The 19,909-nt window shown below is 70.3% G+C and carries 19 protein-coding genes and 1 tRNA gene; 12 read left to right on the forward strand and 8 right to left on the reverse strand.

The window, feature by feature from the left end; all coding sequences use genetic code 11:
- Positions 1 to 39: 39 nt before the first annotated feature.
- The gene (locus N1031_RS03770) at positions 40 to 441 is read left to right on the forward strand and encodes an SseB family protein (protein ID WP_259478255.1); all 402 of its coding nucleotides are present in this window, start codon (positions 40 to 42) and stop codon (positions 439 to 441) included.
- Positions 442 to 447: 6 nt separating this feature from the next.
- Here N1031_RS03770 and N1031_RS03775 read toward each other — a convergent pair whose 3' ends face one another.
- Both N1031_RS03775 and N1031_RS03780 read right to left on the reverse strand, forming a co-directional pair.
- On the reverse strand, positions 448 to 1,818 hold the full coding sequence (locus N1031_RS03775) for an NtaA/DmoA family FMN-dependent monooxygenase (RefSeq protein ID WP_259478256.1): 1,371 nt from the start codon (positions 1,816 to 1,818) through the stop codon (positions 448 to 450).
- Between the two features lie 100 nt (positions 1,819 to 1,918).
- Positions 1,919 to 3,091, reverse strand: coding sequence for an ArsB/NhaD family transporter (locus tag N1031_RS03780; protein ID WP_259478257.1), 1,173 nt, complete (start codon positions 3,089 to 3,091; stop codon positions 1,919 to 1,921).
- Positions 3,092 to 3,151: 60 nt separating this feature from the next.
- Between N1031_RS03780 and N1031_RS03785 the strand changes: the two genes are divergently transcribed.
- Both N1031_RS03785 and N1031_RS03790 read left to right on the forward strand, forming a co-directional pair.
- Positions 3,152 to 3,823 (forward strand): HAD hydrolase-like protein, encoded by a 672-nt coding sequence (locus tag N1031_RS03785; RefSeq protein ID WP_259478258.1) that lies wholly within the window; start codon positions 3,152 to 3,154, stop codon positions 3,821 to 3,823.
- Positions 3,824 to 3,906: 83 nt separating this feature from the next.
- The gene (locus N1031_RS03790) at positions 3,907 to 4,590 is read left to right on the forward strand and encodes an alpha/beta hydrolase (RefSeq protein ID WP_259478259.1); all 684 of its coding nucleotides are present in this window, start codon (positions 3,907 to 3,909) and stop codon (positions 4,588 to 4,590) included.
- 250 nt (positions 4,591 to 4,840) lie between these two features.
- Here N1031_RS03790 and N1031_RS03795 read toward each other — a convergent pair whose 3' ends face one another.
- Positions 4,841 to 6,001, reverse strand: a complete 1,161-nt coding sequence (locus N1031_RS03795) for a choice-of-anchor D domain-containing protein (RefSeq protein ID WP_259478260.1) — start codon at positions 5,999 to 6,001, stop codon at positions 4,841 to 4,843.
- Positions 6,002 to 6,129: 128 nt separating this feature from the next.
- Here N1031_RS03795 and N1031_RS03800 point away from each other — a divergent pair, with 128 nt between their 5' ends.
- Positions 6,130 to 7,413 carry a coiled-coil domain-containing protein gene (locus N1031_RS03800; protein ID WP_259478261.1) on the forward strand — a complete coding sequence of 428 codons (1,284 nt, stop codon included), beginning with the start codon at positions 6,130 to 6,132 and terminating at the stop codon, positions 7,411 to 7,413.
- 77 nt (positions 7,414 to 7,490) lie between these two features.
- Here the strand turns inward: N1031_RS03800 and N1031_RS03805 are convergent.
- Positions 7,491 to 7,574: transfer RNA gene (locus N1031_RS03805), tRNA-Leu, on the reverse strand.
- Positions 7,575 to 7,853: 279 nt separating this feature from the next.
- Here N1031_RS03805 and N1031_RS03810 point away from each other — a divergent pair.
- The 7 genes from N1031_RS03810 to pknB are packed head-to-tail and all read left to right on the forward strand — an operon-like array spanning position 7,854 to position 16,851.
- Positions 7,854 to 8,585, forward strand: a complete 732-nt coding sequence (locus N1031_RS03810) for an FHA domain-containing protein (RefSeq protein ID WP_259478262.1) — start codon at positions 7,854 to 7,856, stop codon at positions 8,583 to 8,585.
- A 7-nt stretch (positions 8,586 to 8,592) separates the two neighbouring features.
- Entirely contained in the window at positions 8,593 to 9,198 is a 606-nt protein-coding gene (locus N1031_RS03815; RefSeq protein ID WP_259478263.1) for an FHA domain-containing protein FhaB/FipA, read from the forward strand.
- 5 nt (positions 9,199 to 9,203) lie between these two features.
- Positions 9,204 to 10,529, forward strand: a complete 1,326-nt coding sequence (locus N1031_RS03820) for a PP2C family protein-serine/threonine phosphatase (protein ID WP_259478264.1) — start codon at positions 9,204 to 9,206, stop codon at positions 10,527 to 10,529.
- Positions 10,526 to 11,911 carry an FtsW/RodA/SpoVE family cell cycle protein gene (locus tag N1031_RS03825; RefSeq protein ID WP_259478265.1) on the forward strand — a complete coding sequence of 462 codons (1,386 nt, stop codon included), beginning with the start codon at positions 10,526 to 10,528 and terminating at the stop codon, positions 11,909 to 11,911. Before N1031_RS03820 ends, N1031_RS03825 begins: the two co-directional genes overlap by 4 nt.
- A 4-nt stretch (positions 11,912 to 11,915) precedes the next feature.
- A complete protein-coding gene (locus tag N1031_RS03830; protein WP_259478266.1) occupies positions 11,916 to 13,367 on the forward strand; it encodes a peptidoglycan D,D-transpeptidase FtsI family protein in 1,452 nt (483 codons plus the stop codon).
- The gene (locus N1031_RS03835) at positions 13,364 to 15,157 is read left to right on the forward strand and encodes a serine/threonine-protein kinase (protein ID WP_259478267.1); all 1,794 of its coding nucleotides are present in this window, start codon (positions 13,364 to 13,366) and stop codon (positions 15,155 to 15,157) included. The genes N1031_RS03830 and N1031_RS03835 overlap by 4 nt, the downstream gene beginning before the upstream one ends.
- A gap of 2 nt (positions 15,158 to 15,159) precedes the next feature.
- Complete coding sequence (gene pknB / locus N1031_RS03840; protein WP_259478268.1) at positions 15,160 to 16,851, forward strand: Stk1 family PASTA domain-containing Ser/Thr kinase; 1,692 nt, start codon at positions 15,160 to 15,162, stop codon at positions 16,849 to 16,851.
- A 49-nt stretch (positions 16,852 to 16,900) separates the two neighbouring features.
- Here the strand turns inward: pknB and N1031_RS03845 are convergent, their stop codons facing one another.
- From N1031_RS03845 to N1031_RS03855, 3 genes are read right to left on the reverse strand one after another with little or no spacing between them, the layout of a single operon-like run.
- The gene (locus tag N1031_RS03845) at positions 16,901 to 17,539 is read right to left on the reverse strand and encodes an anthranilate synthase component II (RefSeq protein ID WP_259478269.1); all 639 of its coding nucleotides are present in this window, start codon (positions 17,537 to 17,539) and stop codon (positions 16,901 to 16,903) included.
- Positions 17,536 to 17,697 carry a hypothetical protein gene (locus N1031_RS03850; RefSeq protein WP_259478270.1) on the reverse strand — a complete coding sequence of 54 codons (162 nt, stop codon included), beginning with the start codon at positions 17,695 to 17,697 and terminating at the stop codon, positions 17,536 to 17,538. The genes N1031_RS03845 and N1031_RS03850 overlap by 4 nt, the downstream gene beginning before the upstream one ends.
- Before the next feature lie 3 nt (positions 17,698 to 17,700).
- Entirely contained in the window at positions 17,701 to 18,504 is an 804-nt protein-coding gene (locus N1031_RS03855; RefSeq protein WP_259478271.1) for a class E sortase, read from the reverse strand.
- A gap of 133 nt (positions 18,505 to 18,637) precedes the next feature.
- Between N1031_RS03855 and N1031_RS03860 the strand changes: the two genes are divergently transcribed.
- Complete coding sequence (locus tag N1031_RS03860) at positions 18,638 to 18,904, forward strand: cell division protein CrgA (RefSeq protein ID WP_259478272.1); 267 nt, start codon at positions 18,638 to 18,640, stop codon at positions 18,902 to 18,904.
- Between the two features lie 117 nt (positions 18,905 to 19,021).
- Here N1031_RS03860 and N1031_RS03865 read toward each other — a convergent pair whose 3' ends face one another.
- A complete protein-coding gene (locus tag N1031_RS03865; protein ID WP_259478273.1) occupies positions 19,022 to 19,876 on the reverse strand; it encodes a rhomboid family intramembrane serine protease in 855 nt (284 codons plus the stop codon).
- Between the last annotated feature and the right edge of the window lie 33 nt (positions 19,877 to 19,909).

Below are 19,909 nucleotides of genomic sequence, written 5' to 3' on the forward strand. Positions count from 1 at the left end.
CCGCGCCGCGGCGCGCATCCGCTCGCCTACTCTTGACGGATGGCCCGTCGTGCACCCGCCTTTCCCAAGTCCTACTCGAACCGAGCGCTGCGCAAATCGCTGGAGACCTTCGCGGCGCTGCCGAACCGCACCACGCTCGACGCTCTGCTGGCGGCGATGCGAACGGGCGGCCTCGTGGTCGACATCACGGGCACGACGGATGCGGCCGACCCGCAGCTGCGCACCCTCCTGTCGACCGATGGCGAGCTGGTGCTGCCGCTGTTCACGTCGCTGGCCGAGTTGCGGCTGGCGGTGCCCGAGGAGGCGCGGGCGAGCGCTCAGGCGATGATCGTGCCGGCGCGCGAGGCGCTCGCGCTCGTGGAGACCGCGGAGTTCGTGGCGGTGCAGTTCGACGTGGGGTCGATCGGCCAAGTCGTGAAGCGGGAGTTCGTCACAGCCTGAACCGCGTCACGGCCTGAACGCCGCCCCCGGGTGGTCGTCGGCCAGTCGCTTGCGCCCCTCTCCCTGGAAGTGCTCGCGCAGCGTCGTGCCCTCGTACTCGGGCGAGTGCAGACCCCGGCGGTGGAACTCGGGCAGCAGCAGTTCGATGAGATCGTCGTAGGTGCCCGGCGTGAGGTAGGGCTGAATGAGGAACCCGTCCGCATCCGTCGCCTCGATGAACGCCTCCACCTCGTCTGCGATCTCGGCGGGGGTGCCCACGAAGGTCGTGCCGTTCACCCCGTTGCGCCTGAAGTCCTCGAGGATCTCGCCCACCGTCTTCACTGTCGCCCCGTTCTCGCCCGTGAAGCGGTCGACGTTGCTCTGGCCGAGCTCGGTGCGCGTGCCGCCGCCGAGCGGCGCATCCTGATCCATCGCCAGCAGGTCGAGGCCCGTGTAGTAGGCGTAGGCCGTGGCCGCGTTCTCGGTGGTGGAGAGGGTCAGCATCTCCTCACGCTTGGCCTCGGCCTCCTCTCGCGTGGGCGCGGTGATGAACGAGGCGCCCACCACGAACTTGATCGCCCTCGGGTCACGGCCGAACGCGGCCGCCCTGGCCCGGATGTCGGCCACGTTCGCCGCGATGTGCGACACCTCGCCCCCGGCGAGAAAGACGCCCTCGGCGTAGCGCGCCGCGAAGTCCTTGCCCCGCCCGGAGGTTCCGGCCTGCAGCAAGAAGGGCGTCTGCTGGGGCGACGGCGGCACTGTGAGCAACCCGTTCGCCGAGAAGTAGGGCCCCGCGTGCGAGATCTCGTGCACCTTCGCCGGGTCGGCGTACACGCGACCCTCCTTGTCGAGCCGGAGCGCATCCGGTTCCCACGAGCCCTCCCAGAGCTTGAGGGCGATCTGCACGTGGTCCTCGGCCATGTCGTAGCGCGTGTCGTGCGGGGTGAGCTCCTCGCCGAAGAGGCGGGCGGAGGAGCCTTGGCCGGCGCCGGTGACGATGTTCCAGCCCAGGCGGCCCTTCGTGAAGTTGTCGAGGGTGGCGTAGCGGCGGGCGATCGCCTGCGGCCGCTCCACCATCGTCGAGGCGGTGGCGACGATGCCGAGGCGTTCGGTGACGGCGGCGACCGCCGAGACGATCACGATGGGGTCGCCCTGGGGGAATTGGATGGCGTCGCGCACTGCATCCGGGATCACCTGGTGCTCGAGCTCGGGGTAGCCGTAGGAATCGGCGAAGAAGAGGAAGTCGAAGCCGGCCCGTTCGAAGCGGCGGGCGAGGGTGGTCCAGTGCTCGATGTCGAGGAAGTCGACGGCGGTGTTGTCGGGGTGCCTCCAGCTGCCGCCCGTCATGCCGCTCGGGGCGAGGAATTGGAAGATGCCGAGGGTGAGGCGCCGGGTCATGGTGACACTCTCGCATCTGTGTGTTTCGGGCATGGGTCGGGATGCGCGGGGCGGGGCGGGATGCGCGGGGCGGGCGCGCAGAGCGGGCGGATGGGCGGGGCTACCCCACCCACGCGAGCGTCAGCGTCGCCAGCGGCACCACCACCGCCACCGCGACCACCCCCAGCGCCATGAACCGCGGCCACGACAGCGTGACCCCGAGCGCGACGAGCCGCTGGTGCCAGAGCAGAGTCGCCAGCGATGCCCACGGGGTGACGAGCGGCCCGAGGTTCGTACCGATGAGCAGTGCCATCAGCCGAGTCGGCGAGTCGGCGTGCGGTTCGAGCACCAAGTAGGCGGGCAGGTTGTTGAGGGCGTTCGACCCGAGCGCGCCGACGGCGGCGAGGTGCAGCAGGCTCAGCGGGTCGTCGCCCGACCCGGTGGCGGCCGCGAGCACGGTCTGCAGCCCGTGCACCTGTGCCGCCTCCACGAGCACGAACAGTCCGAGTGCGATGCCGAGGGCCTGCCACGGGATGAGGGTCAGCCGCAGTGCGCTCCGTTCGCGCATCGCGAAGGCGACGAGCAGGAGCACCGCCGCCACCCCGGCCACGACCGCCACCTCAATACCCGACACGAGCGCGGGCAGCAGCAGCGCGGTCACGATCGCCGCGAACACGAGCAGACCGCGGTCGCGCGCAGGAGTGGGCTCCGCCGGCTCGAAGCGCCCCCGCAGCTGACGGCGGTGCACGAGCGACAGGATGCCCGCGGTCGCGACGACGCCGACCAGCGCCGGGGCCCACGATGCGGCGAGGAACTGGGCGGGCGACTCGGCGAGCGCATCGGCCGCGAGCAGGTTCGTGAGGTTCGACACCGGCAGGAAGAGGGAGGCGGTGTTCGCGAGCCACACGGTGGCCAGCGCGAACGGCAACGGCGGAATGCCCACGTGCTGAGCGAGCACGACCACCACGGGGGTGACGAGCACCGCCGTGGTGTCGAGCGAGAGGAAGGCCGTGCTCACCACGGCGAGCGCCAGCACGAGCATCCAGAGCACCCACACCCGGCCACGCCCCCAGCGGGCCAGTCGCTCGGCGAGGCTCGTGAACACCCCCGCGGCGCTCGCGAGCTCGGCGACGACCGTGATCGCGACCACGAAGGCGAGTACCGGGGCCACGCGGGTCAGCAGGGCGCCGAACTCCGGGGCCGGCAGGATGCCCGTGAGCACGACGGCAGCCGCGGCGAGCAGCAGGGCCACGGTGAGCAGGGCACCGAGCCTGCGGGCGGCGAAGGCGAGCATGGTCGGGCGAGTCTACTGCGGCGTTGGGGCCGCAACCCCGCCCGCCCTAGGATTGCTCGGGTGAATCGTCCTGTCCCCTCCAAGCCCTGGTCGTGCATCCTGTTCGACCTCGACGGCACCATCACCGACTCGGCGCCCGGCATCATCGGCCGGCTCGGTCGGACGCTGGCGGCGATGGGCCGGCCGGTGCCGCTGCCCGCCGAACTCGTGGCCTTCGTGGGTCCGCCCATCCTCGACGGGTTCCGCGACGTGGCGGGCATGACCGCCGAGGAGGCGCTGGACGCACTGCGCATCTATCGTGGTCTCGCGGAGTCGGAGGGGCCGCAAGACGACGCGACGGTGTTCCCCGGGATGCTCGGGCTGGTGCGCTCGCTGCACGATGCGGGCATCCCGCTCGCGCTGGCCACGTCGAAGGCGGAGTCGCAGGCGATCCGCATCATCGAGCACCTCGGGCTCACCGACTGCTTCAGCGTGATCTGCGGCTCGTCGGAGGACGAGACGCGCAGCGCGAAGAAGGACGTGGTGGAGGAGGCCCTGCGCCGGCTCCGCTCTCGGGAGACCGACCTGTCGAACCTCGTGATGGTGGGGGATCGCTCGCACGACGTGGAGGGGGCGGGGCATCACGGTGTGCCGGTCATCCTGGTGGAGTGGGGCTACGGGTCGCCGGCGGAGGCCGTCGGTGCGATCGCCGTGGTGCACTCGGTCGATCAGCTGCGCGAGAAGCTGCTCTGAGGGCCGGTGCAGCGGATGCGCGGTGACCGGCGATGAGGCGGCGTGGTGTACTGGCAACGGCAGCTGTGACGGTGGGCGCCGCGGTGGTGGCATTCGTCGCGGGATTCCTCGTCTACGCGCACGTCACCTTCGCGGCCGAGCGTGAGCCCGTGCAGGCGGTGGCGGCGGATGCGGCGGTCGACATCGCGTGGACCTACGACTCGGTGGTGCTCACGCCGTCCACCGGGACTTCCTCGGTGGGGCTGGTGTTCCTGCCCGGGGCGAAGGTCGATCCGCTCGCCTACGCGTCGAAGCTCAGCGGGGTGGTCGAAGCGGGAGTGACGGTCGTGATCCCACGGCCGCTGCTGAACTTCGCACTGTTCGATCCGCGGCCGCTCTCCGACTTCGAGGCGGTGGAACCCTCGGTGTCGACCTGGTTCGTGGGGGGTCACTCGCTCGGCGGTGTCAAAGCCTGCCAGTACGCAGCGGGCGACTCCGGTGCCGCGGGTCTGGTGCTGTTCGGCTCGTACTGCGCAGGCGACGAGTCCGGGCTCTCCGTGCCGGTTCTCTCGATCTCCGCCTCGAACGACGGCCTCAGCACTCCGGAGAAGATCGACGCCAGCCGCTCGTCGCTGCCCGCGACCACGGAGTTCGTGGTGCTCGACGGCGCCACCCACGCTCAATTCGGCGACTACGGCCTCCAGCCGGGCGACGGCACCTCCACCCTCCCCGATGCCGAGGTACGCGCCGCACTCACCGCCGCCCTCGTGCCCTTCCTCCTCGACTGACCCGCCGCGCCCCCACTCGCCGCGCCCCCACTCGCCACGCCCCCACCCGCCACGCCCCCACCCGCAACGCCCCCGCTCGCCACGCCCCACCCCTCCCGCCCCGCATCGGCCGCTCGCACGCGCAAGAGTCACGCTGACTGCGCACCACGTGACGCGCACTGCAGGAAGGCGCACGCTGGAGCGTGCGACTGAGCCCCGGCCCGCGCGCGTTCAGCTCGCGGCGGTCGGGGCTCCCGGGGGTGGAACCCGGTCAGGCGCGGCGTCGCCTCCGCACGATCTGCAGCGCGAGGAGTCCCGCGGCAAGGAAACCTGCCGCGACGATCACCGCGGGGATCGTCGCCTCCGCCCCGGTCTGCGCGAGACTGCTCGTGGCCCGCGACGCCACTCCCGTCGTGGATCCCGAGGAGGCGGTGCCGCTACTCTGCGATCCCGTCCCCGACCCGCCGGATCCTCCTGTCGTGGGTGTGGTGGACCCGGGAGTCGGAGTCGCAGGTGTCGTGGTCGGACCCGGTGTCGGAGCGTCGGTAGGGGTGGGGGTCGGAGTGGGCTCGGGGTCGACCGCCGCCTCGACGAAAGCGGTGATCGGCACCTGCACCACCACGTTCGGTGCCTCGGGATCGCCGTTCATCTGACGGCCCGCGACCGTGACGGTTCCTGTCACCGGGCCGGTGGCGGCTGGTGTGAATCGAAGGGTGAACGATGCGCTCTGTCCTGGCTTGTACTTGGTGCCGACGCCGAAGTCTGATGCACCAACCGCCACCGACGTCAGCGGCGCACCGCTTCCGTCGGCGATGGAGATGTCTGCGATGGAGAAGCTCAGGTCATCGATGCCCTGCACGGTGATGGTGAGAGCGCGGTCGACCGCCGTACCCATCGGAGTCGTCCCGAAGTCGGCCTTGGCAGCACCATCGGGACCTGTCACCACGAAGAACGACCGATCGGTCGCGAGTGACCGCCCGGCGAACTTGATGGGCAAGGTCGACGAGGGGCTCACGCCGTCGATGTTCTTCGCCGTGAGCGTGACGATCTGCATCGAATCGGTACCCACGGCTGGAGCGGTGTACTTCACCGTGAACGTCCGGCTCGTGCCTGCCTCGATGAAGTCCATGGAGTCGAGGGTGGTCGACACGAGAGTGAACGGTGCCGCCAGCGCCGAGAGCGGCGCCGGGTCGACCATGATCGCCCCCGTGCCGTCATTGAGGAGGGTGAGTGTGCGGGTCACCGTCGTGCCGGTCTTCACCGCCCCGAAGTCACTGCCCGGACCGCTCAGCGAGATCGATGTGGGATCTCCGGGCACGGCCGACGCCGCAGGCACCACGAGGGCCAGGCCTCCGAGGGCGGTGCCCGCGAGGACGGCCGCGGCGAGCGCCGCGAAGGCTCGCGGTCGACGTCGAGAGAAGGGAACAGGCATGGAGGACTCGCTTCCGTGAGGGATCGCTACCCACGGTGCTGTACCGCGCATCCGGGGCGGTATGAGCAATTGCTACTCAGAAGGGAGGCTCTGCGCGTTTGCTCAAGCGGGGTTCCTACAGTGGAGGCATGGGCGACTTCTCCCTCCTTCCCAGCCTCCTCGCGCTCGTCGTGGTGGTCGCCGGCCTGGTCGTGGTGTCCACGCTCCTGCGCCGCCGCGCCCGCCGCCGCCCGGCACCGGCGATCGGCGGGGCGCCCCTCCGCGAGCCCGTCGACGAGCTCAGGAAGCGGGCGAGCATCCGCCTGGTGCAGATGGACGACGGCATCCGCGCCGCCGAGGAAGAGCTCGAGTTCGCCCGGGCCGAGTTCGGCGAGGCGGCCGCCCACGAGTTCGCCGACGCCCTCGGCACCGCCCGCCGGCGCGCATCCGAGGCCTTCGCCCTGCAGCAGCGGCTCGACGACTCCGAGCCCGACACCGAGCAGGAGCAGCGCGACTGGAGCCGCCGCATCCTGGCCCTCAGCGACGCCGCCCTCGCCCTCTCCACCGCCCAGTCCCGCGCCTTCGCCGAGCGTCGCCGCGCCGAGGGCTCCGCCGCCGACTCGCTCCGCCGACTCGACGAGCTGCTCGCCACCGTGCGGGTACGGGGCCAGGATGCGCTACGCACTCTCGCCACCGTCGCCGGCGAGTACGACGGATCCGCCTCGTCCGACCTCGCGCACGCCGCAGCCGATGCCCAGACCGCCCTCGACTCCGCACAGTCCGACCTGCGAGCGGCGCGTGCCGAGCTCGAGACCGACCCGCTCGCCGCGATCTCACGCCGCACCCGGAGCGCCGAAGCCGAGCTCGCCCGCGCCGGCTCCGTGTACGACGCGATCGAGAGGCTCCCCCACGATCTCGCCACCGCATCCGCCCGCCTCGCCGACGCCATCACCGCCGCAGGCCTCGCCGTCCGCGACGCCCAGTCGCTCCGCGACCGCGTCGACGACCACGCCGACACCGTGCGCATCGCCGAGGCCGGCGAACGCCTCCGCTCCGTCGCCGCCTCCGCTGCCGCACGCCGCCCCGCGCATCCCGTGGCCGACCTCGACGCGCTCGCACGGGCCACCGCCGAGCTCGACACCGCGGTCGCCGTCGCCCGCAGCGCCCAGCAGCGCATCGACTCGGCTCGCGAAGCCCTCGCGGGAGCCCTCCGCATCGCCGAGAGCCACATCGCCACGGCCGAGCAGTTCATCGGCTCCCGCCGGGGCGGGGTGGGCACGGATGCGCGCACCCGCCTCGCCTCGGCACACCGCGAACTCGAGCGGGCCCGCCTCGAATCCGACCCCCTCGTCGCGCTCGACACCGCCCGCCGCGCCGCGACCTACGCCACCGACGCCGACGCCCTCGCCCGCTACGACGCCCTCCACGCCTGACCGGGGCGGGAGCCGGGAACACGCTCCCGAAACGACGAATGCCGGGCCGACCTGAAGGTCGTCCGGCATCCTGTTCGTGCGCGAGGGGGGACTTGAACCCCCACGCCCTTGCGGGCACTGGCACCTGAAGCCAGCGCGTCTGCCAATTCCGCCACTCGCGCGAACTAGGAGAGACTAGCACGCGCGCGGGTCGCCTCGCGAACCGCGCGAGACAGGGCAGCGGAACTCCCGTCGTGGGCACGCGGATCGCGAGCGAACCCGGCGAACCGCCCGCGACCCCGAAGACGCCTGAGAGTGCATTAACACCGGAGACAAGTAACATCGTCGTAGCATTCACGCCTTGGACAGTGCGCGCGACCAGCGCCTGGCATCGACCGGCACCACCGAACCCGCCCACCGAGCGGCCGACGGGCGCCGCGAGAAAGAAGATCGGGAGAGACGTGGGAATACTGGACAACTTCGAGAAGGGTCTCGAGCGCGCCGTCAACGGCGCCTTCGCGAAGACCTTCCGCTCGGGGCTCCAGCCGGTCGAGATCTCCGCGGCGCTCAAGCGCGAGCTCGACACGAAGGCCGCGGTCGTCTCGCGCGAGCGCATCCTGGTTCCCAACAGCTTCCAGGTGCTGCTGGCGCCCTCCGACTACCAGCGCATGACGGCGATCGGCCCCGCGCTCGTCGACGACCTCAACCAGATCGTGGTGCAGCACGCGGCGCAGCAGGGTTTCCAGTTCGCCGGCGGTGTGACGGTCGACCTCGTCGAGAGTCCCGGCCTCACCACGGGGGTGGTGCAGATCGACTCGGCCAACGTGCAGGGCCAGGTGAGCTGGATGCCCGTGCTCGACATCGCGGGCACGCGCCACCCCCTCACGAAGAGCCGCACGGTGGTGGGCCGCGGCTCCGACGCCGACATCACCATCGACGACACCGGCACCTCGCGCAAGCACGTCGAGATCATCTGGGACGGCCAGCGGGCCCAGGCCCGCGATCTCGGCTCCACGAACGGCTCCACGCTCGACGGGCAGCCCTTCCAGCGGGCCAACCTCGAGCCCGACTCGGTCATCAAGATCGGCCGCACCGACATCGTCTTCCGCATCGTGCCGCAGTCGTCGGCCTCGCGCGGCGGCCGTCCGGCGTCGCCGTCCGCCCCCGCGGCACCCGGCGGGTTCTGGCGGTAGGCGGCCCATGAGCGAACTCACCCTCCTCATCCTGCAGCTGGCGTTCCTGGCGCTGCTGTGGGTGTTCATCTTCATCGTGGTCTACGCGATGCGCTCCGACCTGTTCGGGCAGCGGGTGCGCAAGCTGAAGGAGCCGGCGACCGCCGGGGCCCCAGCCGCAGCCGCAGCGGGCCAGACAGCACCCACGGGCCAGGCAGCACCGACCCCCGCCGCAGCGGCCCAAGCCGGCCCTCCCGCACCGTCCGCCCCCGCCCCCAAGGTGCCCACCTTCATCCCGGCCCCCGGCACCGAGCTGAGCGGCCCACCGCGCGCCACCCTCGCCAACGCGAGCCGACTCGTCATCACCTCCGGCGCCAAGTCGGGCAGCGAGATCCCGCTCGGCTCCGAGCCGCTCACCATCGGCCGCTCCTCCGACTCGAGCGTCGTCATCCGCGACGACTACACCTCCACGCATCACGCCCGCCTCATGATCTGGGGCGACGAGTGGGTCGTACAAGACCTCGACTCCACCAACGGCACCTTCCTCGACGGCGTGCGGGTCACCACCCCCACGCACGTTCCGCTCAACACGCCGATCCGCATCGGCGCGACGAGTTTCGAGCTCCGGCGGTAACCCGGGTGGCGATCGTGACCGCGAGCGCGGCCGTGTCCCACGTGGGCAAGGTGCGCTCCAACAACCAGGACTCGGGCTTCGCCGGCGAGACCCTGTTCGCGGTCGCCGACGGGATGGGCGGCCACGCGGGCGGCGACGTCGCCAGCGCGCTCGCCCTCAAGCGGCTGGCCGAGATCGACGGCCCGTACGGCTCCGCCGTCGACGCGGAGTTCGCGCTGCAGGAGGCGATCGTCGCGGCGAACGCCGTGCTCACCGAGGCGGTCTACGAGCATCCCGAACTCACCGGCATGGGCACCACCCTCAGCGCCCTCGTGCGGGTGGGCCACAGCGTCGCCCTCGCCCACATCGGCGACTCGCGGGTCTACCGGCTGCGCGACGACGTGCTCACCCAGATCACCGTCGACCACACCTTCGTGCAGCGCCTCGTCGACTCCGGCCGCATCACGGCCGAGGAGGCCAAGACGCATCCGCGCCGCTCGGTGCTGATGCGCGTGCTCGGCGACGTCGACGCCGCCCCCGAGGTCGACCTGCAGGTGATGGACACCCGGCCGGGCGACCGCTGGATGCTCTGCTCCGACGGCCTCTCCGGCGTGGTCGAGCACGACGACATCGCCGCGATCCTGCGCAACACCATCACCCCGAAGGATGCGGCCAACGCCCTGGTGAGGGCCAGCCTCGACCACGGGGCGCCCGACAACGTCACCGTCGTGGTGGTGGATGTGCACCAGTCGTTCGAGACGCCGGAGGTGGAGCCGGTGACGGTCGGCTCGGCGGCGCGCCCCATCGCGTTCGAGCAGCCGGCCGGCCGCCGCAGCTCGCGCATCCCGGGCCTGCGCCTGCACCCGAGGAACCCCACCTCCGAACCCAGCCACTTCGAGCCGGAGTCCGACGACTACCTCGACGAACTGATCGAGGAAGACCGGCGGCGCAGCCGACGCCGCAAGGTGACCTGGCTGGTGGGCACGCTCGTCGTGCTCGCCCTGATCGCCGGAGGCCTCTACGCCGGCTACCGCTGGACGCAGACCCGCTTCTACGTGGGCGAGTCGCAGGGCACGGTCGCCATCTTCCAGGGCGTGCAGCAGGGCGTCGGCCCGTTGCAGCTCTCGCACGTCTACCAGCTCACCGACATCGCGGTCGACGACCTGCCCGCCTACACGCGCCGCCAGGTGGAGAACACCATCAGCACCGACTCCGCCGCCGCGGCGCAGCAGGTGGTGGAGCGCCTGAGCACCAGCGCCGGCAGCGGGGCCGGTGACAGTGGCGGCAGCACCGCGACGCCCACCCCGACCCCCACCGGCACGCCCGCACCGAGCCCGGAGCCGACACCGTGACGACCGCCCCGGTCGCCACCGCCCCGGAGACGCCCCCGAAGGGCATCCGGCGCATCCGCGTGCCCCAGAAGCTGCGCAACCTCGAGCTCTTCCTGCTGCTGTTCGTCTGCGGGGTGAACGCACTCTCGGTCGTGCTGGTGCAGCTCGGAGCCCTGGGGGTCGCCGACTTCACCGTCGTCACCATCGGCGCAGGCCTCGCGGTGCTCGTGCTCGGCCTCCACGTGGCCCTCCGCATCGTGGCCACCAACGCCGACCCGTTCATCCTGCCGATCGCCGCCCTGCTGAACGGCCTCGGCATCGCGATGATCTACCGCATCGACATCGCCGAGAACCTCACCGGCTGGGAGAGCACCGCGCTCCGCCAGGTGGTGTGGAGCGGGATCGCGATCGCCCTGGCCATCGCCGTCATCCTGGTGATCCGCAACCACCGGGTGCTGCAGCGCTACACCTACATCGCGATGCTCGTGGCCGCGGTGCTCCTGCTGCTGCCGATGCTGCCGGTGATCGGGCAGGAGATCTACGGCGCCCGCGTCTGGATCCACATCGGCGCCTTCTCGTTCCAGCCCGGCGAGGTGGCGAAGATCGCCCTGGCGGTGTTCTTCGCGGGCTACCTGGTCTCGCGGCGCGACAGCCTCTCCATGGTGGGCCGGAAGGTGCTCGGGATGCGGTTCCCGCGTGCCAGAGACCTCGGCCCGATCCTGGTGCTGTGGGCGCTGTCGATGGCCATCATCATCTTCCAGCGCGACCTCGGCACCGCGCTGCTCTACTTCGGGCTGTTCGTCGTGATGATCTACGTGGCGACCGGGCGGGCGAGCTGGGTGGTGCTCGGCGTCGGGCTCTTCCTCGTGGGGGCGGTGATCGCCGGGCAGGTGCTGGTGTACGTGAACGACCGGTTCACGAACTGGCTCGACGCGTTCAACCCGGAGCACTACGACGCGGTGGGCGGCAGCTATCAACTCGTGCAGGGGCTGTTCGGCCTCGCCAACGGCGGGCTCATCGGCACCGGTCTCGGCCGTGGCCGGCCCGACATCACCCCGCTGGCGCAGAGCGACTACATCTTCGCCTCGCTCGGCGAGGAGCTGGGACTCGCGGGCGTGTTCGCGGTGCTCGCGCTCTACCTGCTCTTCATCTCCCGGGGCTTCCGCATCAGCTTCGCGGGGCAGGACGACTTCGGCCGGCTGCTCGGTGTCGGCCTGTCGTTCACCGTCGCGCTGCAGTGCTTCATCGTCATCGGCGGCGTGACCCGCGTCATCCCGCTCACCGGGCTCACCACCCCGTTCATGGCCGCCGGAGGTTCGTCGCTGGTGGCGAACTGGATCATCGTGGCGCTGCTGCTGCGCCTGTCGGACACAGTCCGCAATCAGCCGAGGCTGGTGATCTAGAGCCGTGACCCGTGAACTCAAGCGCGTGAGCGTCGTCGTGTTCCTCATGTTCGCGACCCTGCTGGTGTCCACCACGATCATCCAGTTCTTCCAGGCCGACAACCTCTCCGGCGACGCCCGCAACGCCCGCAGCATCTACGCCGGGTACGACACCGAGCGGGGCCCGATCCTCGTCGACGGCCAGCCCATCGCGATGTCGGTGCCCACCGACGACGAGTACAAGTACCAGCGCACCTACCCCCAGGGAGCGCTCTACAGCGCGGTCACCGGCTACTACACGCTGGGTCAGGGCTCGAGCCAGATCGAGCAGTCGCTCAACGACTACCTCTCCGGCACCTCCGACTCGCAGTTCCTCGACTACCTCAACCGCCTGGTCACGGGCCAGAACCCGCAGGGCGCCTCGGTCGAGCTCACCATCGACCCGGTCGTGCAGCAGGCCGCCTATGACGCACTCGGTTCGTATCAGGGCGCAGTGGTGGCGATCGAGCCGTCGACCGGGCGCATCCTTGCGATGGTGTCCAAGCCCGACTACGACCCGAACACCCTCGCCGTGCACGACACCCAGCAGGTGATCGACACCTACGACCAGCTGCTCGCCGCCCCGGGCGACCCGCTCATCAACAAGACAATCAACGACCTCAACCCTCCCGGGTCGACGTTCAAGATCGTCACCACCGCCGCCGCGCTGCAGAACGCCGGCCTCTCGGTCGATCACACCGAGCCGAACCTGGCCCGGTTGCAGCTGCCCGGCAGCGACTCCTCGGTGGCCAACGCCGGCGGGGGCACCTGCGGCTCGGGTGACGAGGTCACCATCGCCACCGCGTTCATCCTCTCGTGCAACATCCCGATGGCCGAGCTCGGCATGGAGATGGGCGAGTCGGCCCTCGCCGACATGGCGAGCGCCTTCGGCTTCGGCTCGGAGCTGTCGGTGCCGATGGACGTGTCGACCAGCGTCTTCCCTCGCGGACTCGACGACGCGCAGCTCGCCCTGGCCTCCTTCGGGCAGGGCAGCGACGTGGCGACTCCGCTGCAGATCGCGATGCTCTCTGCCGCCGTGGCGAACGGCGGCACCATCATGACCCCCACCCTCGTCGACGAGATCACGGCGCCCGACCTCAGTGTGCTGGAGAGCTTCGAAGCGACCGAGTTCAGCACCCCGCTGACTTCGGTAACAGCTTCGGAACTTTCCCAGCTCATGGTCGACGCGGTCGAGAGCGGCGCGGCGACTAATGCAAGAATAGACGGCGTCAGCGTGGCCGGTAAGACCGGTACCGCAGAGAACGGGGAGGGCGATCCCTACACTCTGTGGTTCACGGGATTCGCCCCCGCCGACAACCCTCAGGTCGCCGTGGCAGTGGTCGTCGAGGACGGCGGGGGGCAAGGTCAATCCGGTACAGGCAACGAATTGGCCGCGCCGATCGCGAAACGAGTACTAGAGGCGGTGCTGAGTAAATGAGACCCACAGCTGGCGTGACCTTCGGGGGCAGATACGAGCTGTCCAATCGCATCGCGATCGGCGGCATGGGCGAGGTCTGGCAGGCCACCGATCTGGTCATCGGGCGCACCGTCGCCATCAAGATCCTCAAGGACGAGTACCTCGGCGACCCCGGGTTCCTCGAGCGCTTCCGCGCCGAGGCCCGTCACGCCGCCCTCGTCAGCCACGAGGGCATCGCCAACGTGTTCGACTACGGCGAGGAGGAGGGCAGCGCCTACCTCGTGATGGAGCTCGTGCCCGGCGAGGCGCTCTCCACCATCCTCGAGCGCGAGCACGTGCTCTCCACCGATCGGGTGCTCGACATCATCGCGCAGACCGCGCTGGCGCTCCAGGCTGCCCACGCGGCGGGTCTGGTGCACCGCGACATCAAGCCGGGCAACCTCCTCATCACACCCGACGGCCGCGTGAAGATCACCGACTTCGGCATCGCACGCATCGCCGACCAGGTGCCGCTCACGGCCACCGGCCAGGTGATGGGCACCGTGCAGTACCTCTCGCCCGAGCAGGCCAGCGGCCAGCCCGCCTCCCCCACCACCGACATCTACTCGCTCGGCATCGTGGCCTACGAGTGCCTCGCCGGCAAGCGCCCCTTCACAGGGGAGTCTCAGGTGGCGATCGCCATGGCGCAGATCAACGAGACCCCGCCGGCCCTGCCCACCACGGTGGCGGAGCCGGTGCGCAACCTCGTGCTCTCGTGCATCGCGAAGAAGCCCGACGAGCGGCCCGCCTCCACGGGAGCCCTCGCGCGCGCCGCGATGGCGCTCCGCCGCGGCGACATCGCGGCGGCGGCCGCCTCGGTGCCCGCGGTGCTCGGCGACGAGCCGCTGCCGCCCACCAGTGCCACGACGGTCATGCCGGCCCCGGGGCAGCTGCCAGGTGCCACCCAGGCCACCACCGTGCTCCCTGCCGCCGGTGCCGGCGCCCGACCGGGCAACGGCGTGCCGCTGGTGCCCGGTCCGCCCCCCGGCGAGACCGTCGAAGACGAGCCTAAGAAGCGCAGCCCGTGGACCTGGCCGCTCATCGTGCTCATCATCATCCTCGCCCTCGTTCTCGTAGGCACGATCGTGGCGCTCGTGCTGCAGGGCGGCAACAGCTCCGCGCCGAGCACGCCCACCACCACGGCGGCGACGAACACCCCGACACCCACTCCCACCCAGAGCAATACACCGACCCCGGTGCGGACCACCGTGCCGGTGACCGAGTCCGAGCTGCGCGGCAAGACCTTCGACGAGGCCGCGAGCCTGCTGCAGGGTCTCGGCCTCAGCGCGACCCGCGTCGCCGGCAACGCGGCGCCCTCCGCCGATCAGGTCGACGTGGTCTACCAGGCCTCGCCCGTCGGCAACGTGCAGCCGGGAACCACGATCTCCCTCACCGTCTACACCGACGTGATCGTGCCGACCGCTCCCACGAGCGCTCCCACCGGCGGCGCGGGAGTCGAGGAGGACACGGTCGAGGCCGGCGCCGAGTTCGTGGTGCAGTGGACCTCGTACAGCTGCCCCTCGGGCACCACCCTCACCGGCTACACGGTTGAAGCGACGAACGCCACCGTCACCATCCAGCCCGGTACCAACCCGGCGGCCACCCTCGTGGCGGCCGAGGCGGCCGACCAGAACATCGAGGTGAAGTACGGGGTCTCGTGCTCCGGCTCCGCCTCGGGCCTCTCGCCCGCGCTCACCCTCAGCATCGCCGTGCCCCCGACCGGCAACAGCGGGAACGGCAATGGCAACGGCAACGGCGGCGGGAACGACTGAGCGTGGCCGATGAGACCCGACTCCTCGCCGGACGGTATCGTCTCGGCGAACTGATCGGCCGCGGCGGCATGTCGAACGTGTACTCGGGGCGCGACGAGCGACTCGGCCGCCAGGTCGCCATCAAGCTGCTCAAGTCGCAGCTCGCAGGCGACCCGGTCTTCCGCACCCGTTTCCGCCAGGAGGCCCAGGCCGCTTCACGTATGGCGCACCCCACGATCGTGCGCGTGTTCGACGCCGGCGAGGAGCGGGTCGCCGAGGCCGGCGGGTTCGAGGGTGTCGTCCCGTTCATCGTCATGGAGTTCGTCGAAGGACGCCTTCTCAAAGACATCATCAAGGAGGGCCCGCTCGACTCGGCGGAGGCCATCCGCATCACCGACGGCATCCTCACCGCGCTGGAGTACTCCCACCGGGCCGGTGTGGTGCACCGCGACATCAAACCGGGCAATGTCATGGTGACCCACGGCGGCCAGGTGAAGGTGATGGACTTCGGCATCGCCCGCGCCATCTCCGACTCCTCGGCGACGGTCGCCCAGACCACCGCCATCCTCGGCACCGCCCAGTACTTCTCTCCCGAGCAGGCCCGCGGCGAGTCGGTCGACGCCCGCACCGACCTCTACTCCACCGGCGTGGTGCTGTTCGAGATGCTCACCGGCGAACCGCCGTTCAAGGGTGAGACGCCCGTGGCGGTGGCCTACCAGCACGTGAGCGAGATGCCGGTCGCCCCCTCCAGCATCAACCCGCTGGTGTCTCCCGCCATCGATCAGGTCGTGCTGCACGCCCTCGCGAAAGACCGGTTCGCCCGGTTCCAGAGCGCGGTCGAGTTCCGCACCGATCTCGAGACCGCGGGGGCCGGGCGCATCCCGTCGAAGCGCCTGCCCGTCGAAGACTTCCAGACCTCGCTGTTCGGTGCGCCGCCGAGCCTGGCGCAGGGCGGCGACTCCGCGCTCACCCAGCTCGCCGGCGACGACGAGTACACGGTGCGCACGCAGTCGCGGCCGCCCGTGGTGTGGATCTGGGCGGGCATCGCCTCGGTCGCCGTCATCCTCATCGGCATCGTGGTGTGGGTGCTGTCGCTGCAACCCAGCACCGAGCTGCCCTCGACCTCGCGCGAGGTGCCGTCGGTGACGGGTCAGACCTTCGAGGCCGCAGACGCGACTCTGCAGCAGCTCGACCTCGTCACGGCGCGCTACGACGTCGTCAGCGACACCGTGCCGGCGGGCCAGGTGATCGACACCGATCCGGGCGCGGGCACCATCGTCAGCCCCGGCACGGTCATCGACGTGCACGTGTCGAGCGGCCGCGAGACGGTGGCCATCCCGTCGGTGGCGGGCAGTTCGGTCACCGACGGGGCCGCCGCGCTGGTCGCCGCGGGCTTCACGGTGGGTCAGACGATCAAGGAGAACTCCCCCGACATCGCCGCCGATGTGATCATCCGCACCGACCCCGCCGTCGACGCGGCCGCCTACGCGGGCGACACCATCGACATGGTGGTGTCGACCGGCATGGTGTCGGTGCCGAGTGTGATCGGCCTGCCGATCAGCGACGGCACCACCCGCATGACCGATCTCCTGCTGGTGGTCACCCCTCGTGCGGTGACGAACTGCACCGAGCCGGCCAACACGGTGGTGCGGCAGTCGATCGCCGAGGGCGACGCGACGCAGCGCTCCGAGATCGTGCTCGAGTACTGCAGCTGATCAGCTCGGCGAACGCGTCGGCCGGCCTGCGCCCCGGCGACCGCGCCGGTCAGACAGCGCGCAGCAGCGGGTTGAGCCCCTGAGCGGTCTCGCGCGCGCTCTCGAGCCCGGCGGCGGCGAGCCAGTTGCCCAGCATGGCGTAGCCGCCCTCGGTGAGCACCGACTCGGGGTGGAACTGCACTCCGTACACGGGCGCGCTCACGTGGCGCAGGCCCATGATGACCCCGCCCTCGGTGCGGGAGGTGACCTCGAGCGTGTCGGGAACGGTGCCGTCGACCACGGCGAGCGAGTGATATCGCGTCGCGGTGAATCCGTCGCGCACCCCGTCGTAGAAGGCGCTGCCGTCGTGCCGGATGACCGAGGTCTTGCCGTGCATGAGCTCTTCGGCGTTGGTGACGGTGGCCCCGAGGGCCTCCGCGATGGCCTGGTGGCCCAGGCACACACCGAGCAGCGGCTTCTGAGCCTCGATCGCGGCGAACACCACCGGGATGGAGACGCCCGCCTCCGAGGGCTTGCCCGGCCCGGGCGAGATGAGCACCGCGTCGTACCCCGCGATCACCTCGGCGGCATCGGCCGCGTCGAACGAGTCGTTGCGCACCACCTCGGTCTCGGCGCCCAGCTGCTGCAGGTACCCGCCCAGCGTGTAGACGAAGCTGTCGTAGTTGTCGATGACGAGGACTCGGGTCATTGCTCCACCGTGACATCCTGCGCGGGCGCCGTCAACTCGTCGATCCAGGGGAACACCCAGAACGCCAGCACCGCGAGCACCACGGCGGCGAGCACCACCAGGATGAGGATGCGCAGCCACACCGGGCCGGGCAGGATGCGCCAGAGGGCTGCATACATCGGTCAGGCTCCCGTGAGTGAGGCGATGGCGGCGGGTGCACCGGCCGAACGGGGCGTCCAGTCGGTGAGCACACCGTACGCGATGATGCGTTCGGAGGCGACGTAGAGCGGGTTGCAGCTGGTGAGGGTGATGATGCGATCGGTCGCCGTCACACCCTCCATCTGCGGAACCGGGTCGATCACGCCGACGCCGTAGGGCGAGACGTACTCGAGGCCGCGGAAGGTGTAGGTGTACCAGCCGTCCTGGGTCTCGACGTAGATGGCGTCGCCGACGGTGAGCTCGTTGATCTTGAGGAACGGGCTCCCCCATCCGTCGCGATGGGCCGCGACGGCGAAGTTGCCCACCTCGCCCGGCATCTGCGTCGTGGAGTAGTGACCGGCGCCACCCTTGTTGAGCACCGACTTCGGATCGACGCCCTCGGCGATGGTCTTGCGGTAGTCGGCTCCGAAGCGGGGGACGTACATGACGGCGAACTCCTCGGCGGAGTCGGGCGCGGGCGTGCTCGAGACCGGAGGCTGGCCGTAGGCGAAAGCAGCGCTGACAGCGGTGTCGGGGGCGCCGGTTCCGTCGTCGGACGCCGGGGCGGGCGTCGATGCCGACCAGCTCTCCACCAGGGAATCGGCATCGGAGGCCTGCTGATTGCTCAGCATCACGCCGTTGAGCGTGAACTGCCAGCCGAGGAACAGCAGCACCAGCACGCCCCCCGTGATGAGCACCTCTCCGGCCACCCCCACGACCTTCGACGCGGTCGACCGACGGGGGCGGCGAGGACGCCTGAGGACGGGCTCCTCGGACTGCGCGCTCATGGGCTCAATCCTACGAGAGCCAAGCTGGGCGGCGGCCTCGAACAGTCGTCCCTGTGTACTCACAGGTCACTTGTGGACAGCGTGTGGACAACCCGTGGAGAACGCCGGGACAATCCCCGTTAGAATCGTCGGCATGGCCCGAGACAAAGCATCATCGAACGAGGTCGCCCGCCGGAGCCGCGAGGTTCAGCGCACGAGCGACGACGCCTCGGCCAAGGCGCCGAACCCGGTGTGGTTCAAGCCCGTCATGTTCGGCTTCATGATCGTCGGCCTGCTCTGGATCATCGTGTTCTACGTGAGCCAGGGCCTCTTCCCCATCCCCGATCTCGGCAGCTGGAACATCCTCATCGGCTTCGGCATCGCCTTCATCGGCTTCATCATGACCACCAGGTGGCGCTAGCGAGAGATCTCGGCGCGGGGAATTACAACGGTGTGATTATCCCCAATGTGGAAACACCTGGGGATAAGTCCACAGGTGTGGAGAGTCTTGTGCATAACCCACTGGACTGTGGATAACTCAGACCAGAGCGCGCGCGACGGTGATGGCCACCAGTCCCAGCGCCACCGCCGCCACCAGCAGGATCTGCGTCGTGCGCATGCGGATCGGCCGCGTGCGCACGTAGATGAGGGCCACCAGGCCGCCGGCGATCAGGCCGCCGAGGTGGGCCTGCCACGAGATGCCCGGGATGAAGAGCCCGAACGCCAGGTTGAGGCCTACGAGCACGATGATCTGGATGCTGTTGCCGCCCAGATGCCGGTTGATGATGAAGAAGGCGCCCATGAGGCCGAAGATCGCTCCGGATGCGCCGAGCACGGCGGTGAGCGGACCTCCGAGCAGGTTCACGGCGACCGAGCCGCCCAGCCCTGCGATGAGGTAGAGCGCGAGGAAGCGCCCTCGCCCGAGCATGCGCTCGAGGATCGGCCCGAAGATGAACAACGAGTACATGTTGAGCAGGATGTGGAAGATCGAGCTCGGCGAGTGGGCGAAGATCGACGTGATCATGCGCCACGGCTCGAGCGGAGCTCCCGTGGAGGGTTGCACGTAGGCCGGGGCGAAGAGGATGGCGTTGGTGACACCCAATCCGGGGATGAGCTGCAGCACGTACACCAGGACGCACAGCCCGATGAGCGAGTACGTGACCACGGGCGCACCAGCACCGGTGAGGTTCTGCAAGAACGCGGGGCGCCCTCGCTTCACCCGCGGCGCCTCGCGGCGGTCACGCGCGGCGCACTCCACGCAGTGCACCCCGACCGCCGCCTGCACCTGGCACTCGGGGCACACCGTGCGCCCGCACCGCTGACAGAGCACGTAGCTCTGCCGGCCCGGGTGCCGGAAGCAGAAGTCGTCGGACGAGGTGGGAACGCTGCTCATCGGACCTCGCGGAGAGAAGAAGGAGTGAGGATC

Origin of the sequence: Herbiconiux moechotypicola, from assembly GCF_024979255.1 — a bacterium.
Lineage (GTDB): Bacteria > Actinomycetota > Actinomycetes > Actinomycetales > Microbacteriaceae > Herbiconiux > Herbiconiux moechotypicola.